The 15,367-nt window shown below is 41.7% G+C and carries 10 protein-coding genes and 9 pseudogenes; 10 read left to right on the top strand and 9 right to left on the bottom strand.

Annotated features, from left to right (window positions below; translation table 11 throughout):
* Nucleotides 1-54 precede the first annotated feature (54 nt).
* Nucleotides 55-432: pseudogene (locus XDD1_RS01185) on the bottom strand (transposase); the annotation flags it as partial.
* Nucleotides 433-551: 119 nt separating this feature from the next.
* Nucleotides 552-1,199, bottom strand: a pseudogene (locus XDD1_RS01180) (reverse transcriptase domain-containing protein); the annotation flags it as partial.
* 64 nt (nt 1,200-1,263) lie between these two features.
* Here XDD1_RS01180 and XDD1_RS01175 point away from each other — a divergent pair.
* A pseudogene (locus XDD1_RS01175) lies at nt 1,264-1,707 on the top strand (IS982 family transposase); the annotation flags it as partial.
* 18 nt (nt 1,708-1,725) lie between these two features.
* Here the strand turns inward: XDD1_RS01175 and XDD1_RS01170 are convergent.
* Nucleotides 1,726-2,940 (bottom strand): MFS transporter, encoded by a 1,215-nt coding sequence (locus XDD1_RS01170; RefSeq protein WP_167541615.1) that lies wholly within the window; start codon nt 2,938-2,940, stop codon nt 1,726-1,728.
* Between the two features lie 240 nt (nt 2,941-3,180).
* Entirely contained in the window at nt 3,181-3,756 is a 576-nt protein-coding gene (locus XDD1_RS01165; protein ID WP_231854445.1) for an IS630 family transposase, read from the bottom strand.
* On the opposite strand from XDD1_RS01165, the gene XDD1_RS01160 reads away from it, so the two are divergent.
* Nucleotides 3,745-4,782 carry an IS630 family transposase gene (locus tag XDD1_RS01160; protein ID WP_045968015.1) on the top strand — a complete coding sequence of 346 codons (1,038 nt, stop codon included), beginning with the start codon at nt 3,745-3,747 and terminating at the stop codon, nt 4,780-4,782. The two genes, XDD1_RS01165 and XDD1_RS01160, sit on opposite strands and share 12 nt — an antisense overlap.
* 33 nt (nt 4,783-4,815) lie before the next feature.
* On the opposite strand, the gene XDD1_RS01155 is transcribed toward XDD1_RS01160, so the two are convergent.
* The 3 genes from XDD1_RS01155 to XDD1_RS01145 form a co-directional block, all read right to left on the bottom strand.
* Nucleotides 4,816-5,289: a helix-turn-helix domain-containing protein gene (locus tag XDD1_RS01155; RefSeq protein WP_045968011.1), complete on the bottom strand. Its 474-nt coding sequence runs from the start codon at nt 5,287-5,289 to the stop codon at nt 4,816-4,818.
* A gap of 66 nt (nt 5,290-5,355) precedes the next feature.
* Nucleotides 5,356-6,246, bottom strand: coding sequence for an ATP-grasp domain-containing protein (locus XDD1_RS01150; protein ID WP_167541616.1), 891 nt, complete (start codon nt 6,244-6,246; stop codon nt 5,356-5,358).
* Nucleotides 6,247-6,580: 334 nt separating this feature from the next.
* Nucleotides 6,581-7,723 (bottom strand): aminoacyl--tRNA ligase-related protein, encoded by a 1,143-nt coding sequence (locus XDD1_RS01145; protein ID WP_045968012.1) that lies wholly within the window; start codon nt 7,721-7,723, stop codon nt 6,581-6,583.
* 220 nt (nt 7,724-7,943) lie between these two features.
* Here XDD1_RS01145 and XDD1_RS01140 point away from each other — a divergent pair, with 220 nt between their 5' ends.
* The 3 genes from XDD1_RS01140 (at nt 7,944) to XDD1_RS01130 (ending at nt 10,402) form a co-directional block, all read left to right on the top strand.
* Nucleotides 7,944-8,417 carry a helix-turn-helix domain-containing protein gene (locus tag XDD1_RS01140; protein WP_045968011.1) on the top strand — a complete coding sequence of 158 codons (474 nt, stop codon included), beginning with the start codon at nt 7,944-7,946 and terminating at the stop codon, nt 8,415-8,417.
* On the top strand, nt 8,411-8,947 hold the full coding sequence (locus XDD1_RS01135) for an IS630 family transposase (protein ID WP_084720900.1): 537 nt from the start codon (nt 8,411-8,413) through the stop codon (nt 8,945-8,947). The genes XDD1_RS01140 and XDD1_RS01135 overlap by 7 nt, the downstream gene beginning before the upstream one ends.
* A 240-nt stretch (nt 8,948-9,187) precedes the next feature.
* Nucleotides 9,188-10,402 carry an MFS transporter gene (locus tag XDD1_RS01130; RefSeq protein ID WP_167541615.1) on the top strand — a complete coding sequence of 405 codons (1,215 nt, stop codon included), beginning with the start codon at nt 9,188-9,190 and terminating at the stop codon, nt 10,400-10,402.
* An 18-nt stretch (nt 10,403-10,420) separates the two neighbouring features.
* Here XDD1_RS01130 and XDD1_RS01125 read toward each other — a convergent pair.
* A pseudogene (locus XDD1_RS01125) lies at nt 10,421-10,864 on the bottom strand (IS982 family transposase); the annotation flags it as partial.
* Nucleotides 10,865-10,928: 64 nt separating this feature from the next.
* Between XDD1_RS01125 and XDD1_RS01120 the strand changes: the two are divergent.
* From XDD1_RS01120 to XDD1_RS01105, 4 genes and pseudogenes are all read left to right on the top strand, one after another.
* Nucleotides 10,929-11,576: pseudogene (locus XDD1_RS01120) on the top strand (reverse transcriptase domain-containing protein); the annotation flags it as partial.
* Between the two features lie 119 nt (nt 11,577-11,695).
* A pseudogene (locus tag XDD1_RS01115) lies at nt 11,696-12,073 on the top strand (transposase); the annotation flags it as partial.
* 80 nt (nt 12,074-12,153) lie between these two features.
* A complete protein-coding gene (locus XDD1_RS01110) occupies nt 12,154-13,188 on the top strand; it encodes an IS110 family RNA-guided transposase (RefSeq protein WP_045968008.1) in 1,035 nt (344 codons plus the stop codon).
* Nucleotides 13,189-13,465: 277 nt separating this feature from the next.
* Nucleotides 13,466-13,915, top strand: a pseudogene (locus tag XDD1_RS01105) (IS982 family transposase); the annotation flags it as partial.
* A 7-nt stretch (nt 13,916-13,922) separates the two neighbouring features.
* Here the strand turns inward: XDD1_RS01105 and XDD1_RS19290 are convergent.
* Nucleotides 13,923-14,062: pseudogene (locus tag XDD1_RS19290) on the bottom strand (transposase); the annotation flags it as partial.
* A 129-nt stretch (nt 14,063-14,191) separates the two neighbouring features.
* Here XDD1_RS19290 and XDD1_RS01100 point away from each other — a divergent pair.
* Nucleotides 14,192-15,361: pseudogene (locus XDD1_RS01100) on the top strand (IS701 family transposase).
* Nucleotides 15,362-15,367: the final 6 nt, after the last annotated feature.

Genomic DNA, 15,367 nt, shown 5'->3' with positions numbered 1-15,367 from the left:
TCGGATAAAAGATGGCACTATTTTCCATTGAAAAAGGGGGCGTCCATCACATCAGCCCATTGAGGTTTTTCCTCGCTGTGCTACCCCCTCAAACACCTTATGCCGGGGAATACGGATGTTATGACACACACGTAAACTCGTGGAATCAATAAAAGCAATTCCCGTAGGTTTTCCTTTTAATTGAGTCAGATAACTGCACAATGGAACCAAAACAGAAGGCGCGACACTGACAAAACAGGTATAACTGAGCAAGGTGGGAAAATCGTGATGATGATATTTCCAAATATGATCCAGATAAAAATGTTTAAAATTACGGTAATGCGACAGGTGAAAGAGGATTAATATAGTCATAATTTCACTGTGATACATGTGACCTTGCCTGCGCCGTAGGCGATACCCGTTGTCAAGACAAAATTGCGTCCATTGAGGCATGAAAAAACGACAAAAGTGGTGAGTAGACCTACCCAGTCACCCGGGCAGGCCCCTCCTCAGAACCGGACGTGCAGAACTACCGCATCCGGCTCCCGACAGATCCTAGTCGTCACACCTATTCAGCAAGAATTGAACATTGAATGGACTTTCCAGCTTGAAGGATAACCCAGCAGTTTCAGGATCAGCGTCAGCTTTTCCCACGTTAGCCCCCGACGTCCTCCCTTCCGATTTAACCATCGGTAAAGTATCCGCTTGCTTTGGCAGATAAACTGCCCAATTCGCCTCTGGTTGTCAGAAATACCGTGATAATTTATCCAGCCTCTGATTACCCTGATGACTGTAGCTAGGACAAACCTTTTGTCAGGGGTATTCAGGTTCTTCCAGAGGAAGTCCCTGAGTCCCTTCAATTTGGCGGCGAAACGGTCTTTCCGGCTGCGGTATTTCAGTCGCCAGAAACCTTTTCGCGATTTACCCCAATAGCAGGTAAACCCCAGAAAGTTGAACGTTGGCAAACGCCTGCCCGACTGATTGGCTCTCATTGCGGCAATGTGTCCCGCAGGGATTAGCTGCGATTTGTCATCGTGCAACTCCAGACCGTATTTATTCAGTCGTTTAGGCAGCACCTTATAAAAGCGTTTCGCCTCGTTAAGGAATTCAAAGGTAAATACCATATCATCAGCATATCTCACTATCTCTGCCCGACCGTGAATGTGTGAACGGCTGATTTCATCAAACCATTCGTCTATCACATGGTGCAGGTAGATATTGTATGGTAGCAAACCGTATCGACTCAATGCTTGCACAACCGGGGGCGTCCATATATGGTTTTAGGGTTTTAAACTTCATTTGGTCATTAATGATTGTGGTGAGCTTTTATCCGTTAAATTAACCCTAGGGAATACGGATGACCGCGAACCCATTAAGGAATTGGTGAAGGGATTATCCGGGCATTTGTATGGTGATAAAGGGTATTTATCACAGGAGTTATGGGATGAATTGAAAGAGGAAGGCATGACACTCATTACCAACGTTCGTCGTAATATGAAAACGAAGTTTTTGTCACTTTGGGATAAGGTGATGTTAAGAAAACGGTTTTTAATAGAAACCGTCAATGATCAATTGAAAAATATTTCTCAGATAGAACACTCAAGACATCGGAGTGTTATCGGCTTTTTGTTGGAGGTCGTATCAGGCTTAATTGCTTATACGTTCCAACCGAAAAAGCCGAGCTTAGGTTTACGTGATCGGGAAATCGCTGTGCTTAAACAGAGTTGAGGTTAATTAAAAATAAATTCATTCGTTTGGAAAAGCATCAGGATACTTTAATTTGTAATAAGGTATTGCTTTATCTTCTACTATCTTTTGACCTAAGAGACCTTTTATATTAGGTATCTTACAAAAAAGAAAAGAAGCAAAAATTATGACCACTCCGAAAATTAAAACTGAATTTTTAGCACCTAACCATGTGATAAGTAAGCCGCATAGTGATGATCCTAAGGGGATACTTATTTGGGATATAAATAATACGAAAGCTTCAATCCTTGAGCGATAGCGATCTGGAATAGCGGAGGCTCTGGAAGAAGAGACAATAACATTGAACTGAGCTACACCCGATCCAGCAATAAAAACAAGAAAGTAAAGCACATAGCTATTAGAAGCGAAGGCTGATAAAACAAGGCTACATCCCAAAATTATGACACCCAATAAACATAAATGAAAATTCATTGAGCTATTAAGATTTATGAGAGTTATCACGAAACTGCCAAATATCACTCCAGCACCAAACAAGGCCAGAAGAAAACCAAGTTCATAAGATGTGAAATGATAAAATTTTACAACCAACAACGGCATAGCTATATTTAGATAAGGAGTAATAAAAAAGTTTAGCAACATCATAAATAATGCAATATTTAATTCAGTTGGCACTTTTCTTACAGCAGCAAAACCCAGTTTAGTATCTTCATACCATCCAATGAAACTAAGCGATTTAGTTTCATTGGCTTTATAATCGACAGGTAATTTTATATACATTAAAATTGCAATAGCAGAAAAACTTAGCAATAAAATAGTCATTAAACCTTCACCGGAAAATGATAAAAATACCCCACCTAAACTCGGACCAACAAATAAAGTCAAAGACATTACGATAGACCTAATTTTAAAAAATTTTACTAAATCTTTCTTTTTGTCAACTAGATATGCAGAATAACTTATAGAAGACACAGTGAATATCATCGCTCCAATAGATAACATAAGAGAAATGGAAAAGATCACTAATTCAGAATAGTTATCATGGCCTAGGTATAACATGGCGACCGCTATTAAAGTGACAATTGAACCTAATAAAGAAACTTTAAATTTCGAACTAGTATCCACTAGTGCACCAGCAAACGGCATTGAAATCGTATAAACCCACCAATATAAACCTACAACATAAGATATAAATAAGGGACCTTTAGGAATTGAGAGCCAAGTGAGTAAGAAAAAAGCACCTCTGTTGGCTGTCATAATTGAGAACGTCACTAACTGAAACAAATTGAATCTGGATAGAATGGTTGACATCCTTTCCCCCCATGATGGAATTGAATTCAAGAAATGATAAAATAAAAATCAACCACAAATTTATTCACATCGTCATCTAACATTGATTTATCTTTACTTCTGAAGACGAAAAAGCAAGTATAATCTAATGCAACTCCTGCATGTATGGTATCACCCACATTTTTCCTGAGTATAACATCTAAGTACTCAAGAGAAATTAATTGCAAATTGGTTACCATAACCGCCCAATAACGTATTTAATTCATTCTCCATTGTCTCCTGAGTCCAAGTGATAAAACGTCGCCAATGGTATTTGGCTTGTTTCCAGACGATTTCAATCAAATTCAGCTCTGGGCTGTAGGCGGGAAGGTAGAATAAAAACAGGTTGTGTTCTCGTAACCAGCTATTTCTGATTTTTTCTTCAATCCCGTGATGGATACGCGCATTATCCAACACTAAAAATGTCAGGCGGTTGTCCCCTTGTTGGGCGAGCTGCTCTAAAAAATCAATCACGTCATCTCGCGTGATACTGCCTGACGTTGTCTGGTAAAACAGCGTGTTATCCGTGTAATTTAACGCCCCCAGAACTGACCGCCTGTCATGCTCTTGAGGCTCAGTTTCATGGGGCTTACCCCGTGGACTCCATCCATATTGCACCGGAGGAGATGCGGCAAAACCCGCCTCATCAAAATAGACCAAACGGTAATGGCCTATACCAATCGCCATTGAAGATGCTTGATTTCTTATCCAAACCCGATCATGCTTGCAATCATGAAAATTCATCTGACACCAGAACAAAAACGTGCCCTCGAATTGATGCATGATACCACTCGTGATAGTCGAGTCTGTGATCGCATCAAGGCCGTGCTTTTGGCGTCAGAGGGCTGGACAGCTCAGATGATTGCTCAGGCCTTACGTATTCATGAAACTACGGTAAGCCGTCACCTAAAAGATTTCATCGCGCAGGAAAAACTCACCCCCGAAAATGGCGGTTCTGAAAGCCATCTCTCTGCCAAACAAACCGCCGATCTGGTTGATTATTTGACGGCAAATTTGCTGCATACGACCGCTCAAATTGTGGATTATGTACGAGCTCGTTGGCAGGTGTCTTTCAGCGTGGGAGGCATGACGAAATGGCTTCACCGACAAGGTTTCAGCTACAAAAAGCCAAAGGGCGTTCCTCATAAATTCGATGCGGATAAGCAGCAACAATTTATTGATGACTACCAGTCTCTGAAAGACCGGGCAGGTCAGAATGAACCTATCCTATTTATTGATGCGGTGCATCCTTCGCAGTCCACAAAGCTCAGCTATGGTTGGATGAAAGCGGGGAAAAATCAGGTAAAAGTGGTCGAAACCACCGGCAGTCGTACCCGTCTCAATCCTCTGGGCGCCCTCAATTTACAACGAATTGAAGACACCGTGATCCGTGAATACCCGAGTATCAATGCCGAAAATATCGCGTATTTTTTCGGCGCTATTAGAGAAACTTACCCACTTTCGCAAAAAATTCATATTATTCTGGATGGGGCGGGTTACCACCGGGCAGAATTGGTGAAAGAGGTGGCATATGTCCTTAATATTGAACTGCATTACCTACCGCCTTACAGCCCAAACCTCAATCCAATAGAGCGATTGTGGAAGTATATGAATGAGCAAGTACGTAACAATGTTTATTTTCCGGATGCAAAGACATTCCGTGAAACCCTTCGTCACTTTTTTCATGTCACTTTGCCAGAAAAAGCGAAAGAACTCACGACTAGACTGACTGACAACTTTCAGATTTTAAAACCTGCATCTTCAAGTTAGATTGGTATAACTGTGCTCCAGCCTTAATTTTATTCAGCAAGGCGGATTTGTTAGCAAACTCCGTTTCGTTGCGCTTTTTTTAAGCGATAGACGGGTGCGTTTATAGGTGAGCCCCTGCTTTTTCAGGGTATTTGCCAGCGTTTCAAGCGTACAAGGCAGGGGCCCATGCTTTGCCTCAACGCACTGGGCTATCCGTGCGAGAGTTAGGGACTCTGCACAGGCAGCTTCGACCGCAGTGGCAATCATTTCAGGCGTCATAGCGAGATACCGGCCTCCAGCATGACCGCCTAATAATCCCGCTATCCCTGAATTGTGCCACATGTGAACCCAATTATAGATAACCCGGAGACTGCATCCTATTTCAGCGGTGATCTGGGACGGCTTGCTCCCTCTGGCAAGCATGAGCAAACCCGTTCCTCGCGTACGGATATCCCGGTGGGGATGATTCAAAGCGAGTTGTTGCAATGTTATTCGTTCAGGCTCAGAAAGTATTATCTTCGATTTCATAAGGACAGGCAGAAAATCAGGTTATCGTGTTATCGATTGTAACAGTAATGCAGATAGTTTATCTGATTAACTTACCAAAGTTCTGTAATCAGATAATGAATTTAAAGTTGGCAAGCTAGCAAGCTTTCCATTTTCCTGGGGAATCATGTTTACAATAGTAAAAAAATCATCAGGCTCTAACTCATGTAAAATCTCCTCATTAGGATTAAGTATACCTTCAAACCAAATCTCATAAAGTGTTTTACCATAAACATGTTTTGCCAAGTGATTAAAATGACTACCACCGGGTCTGGTGGCTACCTCGGAAACAATAACCTCACCAGACTTATTTATGAACAATTCCATATGGCAAATACATGCATTAATATTGAAACCGCTTATAATTTTGGAATAGTAGTTGTGAATACACTTATACAACTCACTATTAAGCTTGATATTAAGATACTCTGCACTATCAAATCTCACAGCTTCATTAGTGACATTCATGCACGGAAGATTATCTTTTGATATTGATAGAAACATAACCTGATTGGAACTGATAAAACAGTCTGCAACGTACTCATCCCCATCGACAAAATCTTCAATAATTATAGCATTTGAAATTAGATGAGGGTCTTTGAATTCTTTGAAATTATTTACGTAATCGTTCAGTTGATCACTATTATGCATTAGTTTTGTATTAAACAATGCAAAACCACATGCTGGCTTGGCGACTAAAGGATAACTAAACATACTAAAATGATTGTTATCCTGGTAACTATAAAAATTAGCACAGGGCAAACCTAATTCTTTAAACTTAGTTTTCATCAACCGTTTGTCTCTGGTCAAATTTATTGCATCAAATGATAATCCTCCACATTTAAGTTGATCAGTTAAGAAGCCAGCACTGTACTGACTCAATTCTCCTATAGATATGACACGCTCAATATCTAAACCGCTAAGTTTGATTGTGTTCACAATACTCGTGAGTGATTCTATACTGTCTATAGTGGGAATTATGAATTTTCCTTTCATACAACCAGTAATTTCGTGAGAGGAATGTACATTATGAACATTACAACTCTCAATAATAGCTATGTAGTTTTGGCCCAAAGAATCAAGAGCCTTGTATATATCAAACCAATAATTACAAATCAGAAACATAAAAAACCTCAAATTTTTTTAAAAGTTACTTGATATTTCGCCACAGAAAGTAAAACTCTCTTAGAGTTAGAAAACGTTTAGTGATAAAGAATTAAAGGATAAAGCAATAAATAGTGTCATTATAAAAATTCATCTAATATTGAATTTATTAAAATAATTTGATGTGGAAAATGGAATTACCCCCCCCTTTTACTTGTGATAATTGGAAAGCCTCTTTGAGCAATGTATCGGAGTCCCTGTGAGAAACTATAACTTCATGTTTATGAATTAATAGTTTTTGAGGTATACCGAGGTAATCAGCAAAACGCTCCTTATCAGACGATTTTACTTTACTACGGTCGTCTATTAGGACACGATCAGGTGGAGTATGAAGAATATTTACCAACTCTTGACAGTATTTCAAATCTTCGCTCCGTTGCGGTATTATACATATATCAAATGGACGTAAATGCTTAGGAATATTAAATCCCTTTTTATCTCTACAATTATCGAGTATTGCAAAGAAAAGTCTTTGCAACCCAAGCCCAAACGTAACAAATTTTGCGTTCATTTTTTTATTATCTTTACTGCAATATCGAGCGTATACTTTCTTATCTTGTCCGTACTCATAAGCCATGGAAAGACTTATTGCGGAAACATCTCCATATTTTTCATCCCCGTCTGGATGTAAGTAAAAGTATTCATTGAATTTTTTATCATGATTTATCTTATATTCTATTGGTAAAGAGTAAAGATCAGACAAATGCAACATATAGTCATGAAACAAATGTTTGAATGACTGTGAATTTTTGTTGAACTCATATAAACAAGCTCCAGCAAGCATTTTAAATTCACGAGTCTTAAGAATACTATGTACTTGGCTCAGTTGTCGGTAAAATTTTGCCGAAAACATCATTTTTAGTGGAAGCTGTCTATAACTTAGAAGTCCTTCCCTCATAAAATTTAGCAGTAAAGGTTCTGGGGTAGACAGCAAATGGTAGCGCTCCATTTTCCCTTTAAGAAAAATAAACTGATCTAGAAAACCCTCACTAAATTGTTCTCCCAAAGAAAGAATATTTGTTGGGATCATTTGTGTCATGTCTATATGGTTATAATCAAATAACTCAGCTTCCTTGATGCAAGATTGTTCAATGGCTGTCATTATTTTATTACCAATAGGTAAGAATAATGGTAAACCGCGCTCGACCATTTGATAGAATGGTCCAGAATTTAATAATGATCTTGTGGAGTTTTCGTCTATAAGTTTAGGTAATCTGTATTTATCAGGAAACAACTGTTTTGATAATCGCAAGTCGAACCTCCTTCTAAAGTAATTTTTTATATTAAGTGTATCCAATGGGTAAGAATAGGATGACTTTATTCTGAAAGTCATCCCTATATACCATCTACATTATAAAGATCAATATTATATATTTAAATTCTAGGAGGTCACAAAATTAAGTTAATCAGATAAACTATCTGCATTACTGTTACAATCGATAACACGATAACCTGATTTTCTGCCTGTCCTTATGAAATCGAAGATAATACTTTCTGAGCCTGAACGAATAACATTGCAACAACTCGCTTTGAATCATCCCCACCGGGATATCCGTACGCGAGGAACGGGTTTGCTCATGCTTGCCAGAGGGAGCAAGCCGTCCCAGATCACCGCTGAAATAGGATGCAGTCTCCGGGTTATCTATAATTGGGTTCACATGTGGCACAATTCAGGGATAGCGGGATTATTAGGCGGTCATGCTGGAGGCCGGTATCTCGCTATGACGCCTGAAATGATTGCCACTGCGGTCGAAGCTGCCTGTGCAGAGTCCCTAACTCTCGCACGGATAGCCCAGTGCGTTGAGGCAAAGCATGGGCCCCTGCCTTGTACGCTTGAAACGCTGGCAAATACCCTGAAAAAGCAGGGGCTCACCTATAAACGCACCCGTCTATCGCTTAAAAAAAGCGCAACGAAACGGAGTTTGCTAACAAATCCGCCTTGCTGAATAAAATTAAGGCTGGAGCACAGTTAGGCCATTACCGTTTGGTCTATTTTGATGAGGCGGGTTTTGCCGCATCTCCTCCGGTGCAATATGGATGGAGTCCACGGGGTAAGCCCCATGAAACTGAGCCTCAAGAGCATGACAGGCGGTCAGTTCTGGGGGCGTTAAATTACACGGATAACACGCTGTTTTACCAGACAACGTCAGGCAGTATCACGCGAGATGACGTGATTGATTTTTTAGAGCAGCTCGCCCAACAAGGGGACAACCGCCTGACATTTTTAGTGTTGGATAATGCGCGTATCCATCACGGGATTGAAGAAAAAATCAGAAATAGCTGGTTACGAGAACACAACCTGTTTTTATTCTACCTTCCCGCCTACAGCCCAGAGCTGAATTTGATTGAAATCGTCTGGAAACAAGCCAAATACCATTGGCGACGTTTTATCACTTGGACTCAGGAGACAATGGAGAATGAATTAAATACGTTATTGGGCGGTTATGGTAACCAATTTGCAATTAATTTCTCTTGAGTACTTAGATGTTATACTCAGGAAAAATGTGGGTGATACCATACATGCAGGAGTTGCATTAGATTATACTTGCTTTTTCGTCTTCAGAAGTAAAGATAAATCAATGTTAGATGACGATGTGAATAAATTTGTGGTTGATTTTTATTTTATCATTTCTTGAATTCAATTCCATCATGGGGGGAAAGGATGTCAACCATTCTATCCAGATTCAATTTGTTTCAGTTAGTGACGTTCTCAATTATGACAGCCAACAGAGGTGCTTTTTTCTTACTCACTTGGCTCTCAATTCCTAAAGGTCCCTTATTTATATCTTATGTTGTAGGTTTATATTGGTGGGTTTATACGATTTCAATGCCGTTTGCTGGTGCACTAGTGGATACTAGTTCGAAATTTAAAGTTTCTTTATTAGGTTCAATTGTCACTTTAATAGCGGTCGCCATGTTATACCTAGGCCATGATAACTATTCTGAATTAGTGATCTTTTCCATTTCTCTTATGTTATCTATTGGAGCGATGATATTCACTGTGTCTTCTATAAGTTATTCTGCATATCTAGTTGACAAAAAGAAAGATTTAGTAAAATTTTTTAAAATTAGGTCTATCGTAATGTCTTTGACTTTATTTGTTGGTCCGAGTTTAGGTGGGGTATTTTTATCATTTTCCGGTGAAGGTTTAATGACTATTTTATTGCTAAGTTTTTCTGCTATTGCAATTTTAATGTATATAAAATTACCTGTCGATTATAAAGCCAATGAAACTAAATCGCTTAGTTTCATTGGATGGTATGAAGATACTAAACTGGGTTTTGCTGCTGTAAGAAAAGTGCCAACTGAATTAAATATTGCATTATTTATGATGTTGCTAAACTTTTTTATTACTCCTTATCTAAATATAGCTATGCCGTTGTTGGTTGTAAAATTTTATCATTTCACATCTTATGAACTTGGTTTTCTTCTGGCCTTGTTTGGTGCTGGAGTGATATTTGGCAGTTTCGTGATAACTCTCATAAATCTTAATAGCTCAATGAATTTTCATTTATGTTTATTGGGTGTCATAATTTTGGGATGTAGCCTTGTTTTATCAGCCTTCGCTTCTAATAGCTATGTGCTTTACTTTCTTGTTTTTATTGCTGGATCGGGTGTAGCTCAGTTCAATGTTATTGTCTCTTCTTCCAGAGCCTCCGCTATTCCAGATCGCTATCGCTCAAGGATTGAAGCTTTCGTATTATTTATATCCCAAATAAGTATCCCCTTAGGATCATCACTATGCGGCTTACTTATCACATGGTTAGGTGCTAAAAATTCAGTTTTAATTTTCGGAGTGGTCATAATTTTTGCTTCTTTTCTTTTTTGTAAGATACCTAATATAAAAGGTCTCTTAGGTCAAAAGATAGTAGAAGATAAAGCAATACCTTATTACAAATTAAAGTATCCTGATGCTTTTCCAAACGAATGAATTTATTTTTAATTAACCTCAACTCTGTTTAAGCACAGCGATTTCCCGATCACGTAAACCTAAGCTCGGCTTTTTCGGTTGGAACGTATAAGCAATTAAGCCTGATACGACCTCCAACAAAAAGCCGATAACACTCCGATGTCTTGAGTGTTCTATCTGAGAAATATTTTTCAATTGATCATTGACGGTTTCTATTAAAAACCGTTTTCTTAACATCACCTTATCCCAAAGTGACAAAAACTTCGTTTTCATATTACGACGAACGTTGGTAATGAGTGTCATGCCTTCCTCTTTCAATTCATCCCATAACTCCTGTGATAAATACCCTTTATCACCATACAAATGCCCGGATAATCCCTTCACCAATTCCTTAATGGGTTCGCGGTCATCCGTATTCCCTAGGGTTAATTTAACGGATAAAAGCTCACCACAATCATTAATGACCAAATGAAGTTTAAAACCCTAAAACCATATATGGACGCCCCCGGTTGTGCAAGCATTGAGTCGATACGGTTTGCTACCATACAATATCTACCTGCACCATGTGATAGACGAATGGTTTGATGAAATCAGCCGTTCACACATTCACGGTCGGGCAGAGATAGTGAGATATGCTGATGATATGGTATTTACCTTTGAATTCCTTAACGAGGCGAAACGCTTTTATAAGGTGCTGCCTAAACGACTGAATAAATACGGTCTGGAGTTGCACGATGACAAATCGCAGCTAATCCCTGCGGGACACATTGCCGCAATGAGAGCCAATCAGTCGGGCAGGCGTTTGCCAACGTTCAACTTTCTGGGGTTTACCTGCTATTGGGGTAAATCGCGAAAAGGTTTCTGGCGACTGAAATACCGCAGCCGGAAAGACCGTTTCGCCGCCAAATTGAAGGGACTCAGGGACTTCCTCTGGAAGAACCTGAATACCCCTGACAAAAGGTTTGTCCTAGCTACAGTCATCAGGGTAATCAGAGGCTGGATAAATTATCACGGTATTTCTGACAACCAGAGGCGAATTGGGCAGTTTATCTGCCAAAGCAAGCGGATACTTTACCGATGGTTAAATCGGAAGGGAGGACGTCGGGGGCTAACGTGGGAAAAGCTGACGCTGATCCTGAAACTGCTGGGTTATCCTTCAAGCTGGAAAGTCCATTCAATGTTCAATTCTTGCTGAATAGGTGTGACGACTAGGATCTGTCGGGAGCCGGATGCGGTAGTTCTGCACGTCCGGTTCTGAGGAGGGGCCTGCCCGGGTGACTGGGTAGGTCTACTCACCACTTTTGTCGTTTTTTCATGCCTCAATGGACGCAATTTTGTCTTGACAACGGGTATCGCCTACGGCGCAGGCAAGGTCACATGTATCACAGTGAAATTATGACTATATTAATCCTCTTTCACCTGTCGCATTACCGTAATTTTAAACATTTTTATCTGGATCATATTTGGAAATATCATCATCACGATTTTCCCACCTTGCTCAGTTATACCTGTTTTGTCAGTGTCGCGCCTTCTGTTTTGGTTCCATTGTGCAGTTATCTGACTCAATTAAAAGGAAAACCTACGGGAATTGCTTTTATTGATTCCACGAGTTTACGTGTGTGTCATAACATCCGTATTCCCCGGCATAAGGTGTTTGAGGGGGTAGCACAGCGAGGAAAAACCTCAATGGGCTGATGTGATGGACGCCCCCTTTTTCAATGGAAAATAGTGCCATCTTTTATCCGATGCACTGAATTTCGGGAGAACATCTCATGAGTACGATCAAAGTAGTGGGTATTGACCTCGCTAAAAATGTCTTTCAAGTTTGTGTCTGGATGGAAGACGGTTCTGTTGCTTCGAACCGAAAAATTTCACGACAGAAATTTCTTGATGCCATACGGGCTTTTCCACCTGAAACCCTCATCGCTATGGAAGCCTGTGCCACTTCTCATTATTGGGGACGGACGTTGCAGTCTATGGGCTATCATGTCCGAATTGTTCCCACCCAGCATGTAAAAGCTTTCAGCCATCATCAAAAAAACGATGCCAATGATGCGTTGGCTATCTGTGAAACGGCCTGCCGGCCCGGTCTCCATTTTGTTCCCATCAAAACCGTAGAACAGCAAGATATCAAAGCACTGCGCCGTGCCCGTCAGCTCATGGTGGAACAGCGTACTGCTCTTGCTAATCAAATCAGGGCCTTTCTCGCTGAGCAGGGAATAATTGTGCCTGTGGGGATTCAGAAACTCCAACAGCACCTCCCTGATATTCTGGAAGAAGGTGATAATGCTCTGTCTTGTGTGCTGCGTCGTTTATTGCATACGCTGTGGGAAGATCTGCAGAATTTGAACGTCAGCATTCATGAAATGGATAACGAAATTACGGCGCTTTCCCGTCAGCAAGCAGGGTATGGGCACTTGCTGACTATTCCCGGTGTTGGTCCCCTGATTGCGGCGGCTTTCGTGAGTGACGTCAACGCATCCCAATTTACTCATGGCCGGCAGTTATCAGCCTGGTGTGGTTTGGTTCCCCGGCAACACAGTTCGGGCGGGAAAAGCCGTCTTTCTTCTCTGAGCAAACATGGCAACCGTCATCTCCGAACGTTAATTATTCATGGTGCCCGAGCGATGATGCAGGGCGTGCAAAAACGGGATGATCCTTTAGGCGAGTGGCTAAGAACACGGATTACCCGATGTGGCCCCATGAAAGCCATAGTTGCTTTAGCTAACAAGCTGACCCGAATTATCTGGCGTATTCTGACAGATGAGGTTGATTATGATATGAAAAAAGCTTTTGCTATCCATTAATTGAATTAATTGAATTAATTGAATTAATTGAATTAATTGAATTAAGTGAATTGAAACAGACGCTTTAACCGAGTTTGCAAACACTGATGAAAAAACGGCTATCGGCCCTGCAATAACCTGAGTAAAACCTAGGTAGTCATATACCGATGACGGCTGAGAAGGAAACAGGGTGCGGATGACATCATGGCGCGGGCAAATAAGCCCTTTATGACGCCGGATATATGGTAGCAAACCGTATCGACTCAATGCTTGCACAACCGGGGGCGTCCATATAGGGTTTTACGGGTTCAAATTACACTTGGTTGTTAACCATCAGGGCGAAATTTTGGCACTCAAAGTCACTGCCAGTAATGTGGATGATCGGGAACCTGTCCGCGACTTAGTAAAAGAATTAACGGGTTCTCTGTATGGTGACAAAGGTTATCTTAGCCAGGAACTGGCGGATGATTTAGCGCAAACGGATGTCACTTTCGTCACGAAAAAACGCCGTAACATGAAAGCGAAGGCGCAGGCAGAGTGGGATAGGATGATGTTATTAAAGCGTTTTATCATTGAAACCATTAATGGTCAATTAAAAGAAATTTCTCAAATAGAGCATTCTCGCCACCGAAGTATAACCGGATTTCTGTTGACCGTTTTATGTGGATTGATTGCTTACTGCGTTAAAGAAAAGAAACCGTCACTGAAAATTTTCGACTCAGAAGAAGATTTCCCAGTGACGGCTTAAACGGAATTCGGGTTAAATATAACAATGCACAAAATACCTCGTAGACATCCACTTTTCTGGGGTGTGTGCGCTTCCTGTTACTGACAACAGGGGTTCAATTTTCATGAACACTTCTCGACTAATATCACTGGCATAAGTTTTTCTCATCCCAGCAGTTTACATGAAAAACTATTCAGGTTTAAAAAGATTCTGAATAGGTTCTAATACTACAGTCGTACGCCCCATTGTGGCATGATGGCCCTGACATTTTTTTCCTGAAAATACGGGAGGTGTTCAATGCACTCACCGACCAATGCCTGGGAACAAGAACTGCTCTCACTCCATACTCGTCTGGCTCCCTTGTTTCACTATCCCGGCCCACAACACCGCAGCCTCGCCTATCTCCGGGGGCTGCTCAGTGACGTTGAACGTAAAAATGGCTGGCAACTGGCGGAATGGATAGGCGAACGCACGCCTGATGGCGTTCAGCATCTGCTGGAACGAGCTCACTAGGATGTCGACGTCGCCCGCGATATTCTGCGGGACTATGTGACGGAACACTTAGGCGATGAACACGGTGTGCTCATTGTTGATGAGACCGGATTTGTCAAAAAAGGCACGCATTCTGCCGGGGTGCAACGTCAATACAGTGGCACCGCCGGGCGCGTCGAAAACAGTCAGGTAGGCGTCTTTCTCTGTTATGCCGGTCAGGGCGGCCATGCCTTTATTGACCGGGCGTTATACCTGCCCAAGCAGTGGACTGATGACCGCCCACGTTGTGAAGCCGCCGGCATTCCTGACGCGGTCACTTTTGCTACCAAACCGCAGCTCGCCCGGCAGATGCTGGAACGCGCATTAGAGGCCGGTGTGCCCTGCCACTGGGTGACGGCAGATGCCGTTTATGGTCAGAACCGTCGCCTGCGTTGCTGGCTGGAGTCCCGGAATCAACCGTTTGTGCTGGCGATCCCCAAAAATGAACCGTTGTGGTGGCAAGGACCGACTTATATCAGAGCGGACAAGATTGTGGACAGCCTGACGCCTGAGCAATGGGAAACACATTCTGCGGGACGGGGAGCGAAAGGTGAACGTCAGTATGACTGGGTTAAGGTGCCGCTCTGGCGTTTACAACTCAGTGAGAAAGAACGGGAATATGGCCATTATCTGCTGGTCCGGCGCAGCCGGGATGAAAAACAGGAACGGGCTTACTATGTCGTGTATGCGCACAGAGAAGAGGCTGACCTGAAAACCCTGGCGCAGGTGGCAGGTTGTCGCTGGGAAATTGAATGTGGTTTTGAGGAAACAAAGGGAGAATGCGGTCTGGATCATTATGAAGTGCGGCAATGGCATAGCTGGTATCGGCATATTACCTTATCGCTGCTGGCCCATGCGGTTCTGGCGGTCTTACGGATACGGGAGAAAAAAAACGCCGACAGGACTGATAGCCCTCAGTGTGGCGGAACTGCGTAAGCTGCT

It is taken from the genome of Xenorhabdus doucetiae, assembly GCF_000968195.1.
Classification (GTDB): Bacteria; Pseudomonadota; Gammaproteobacteria; order Enterobacterales; family Enterobacteriaceae; genus Xenorhabdus; species Xenorhabdus doucetiae.
This window is presented reverse-complemented; position numbering and strand designations above follow the sequence as displayed.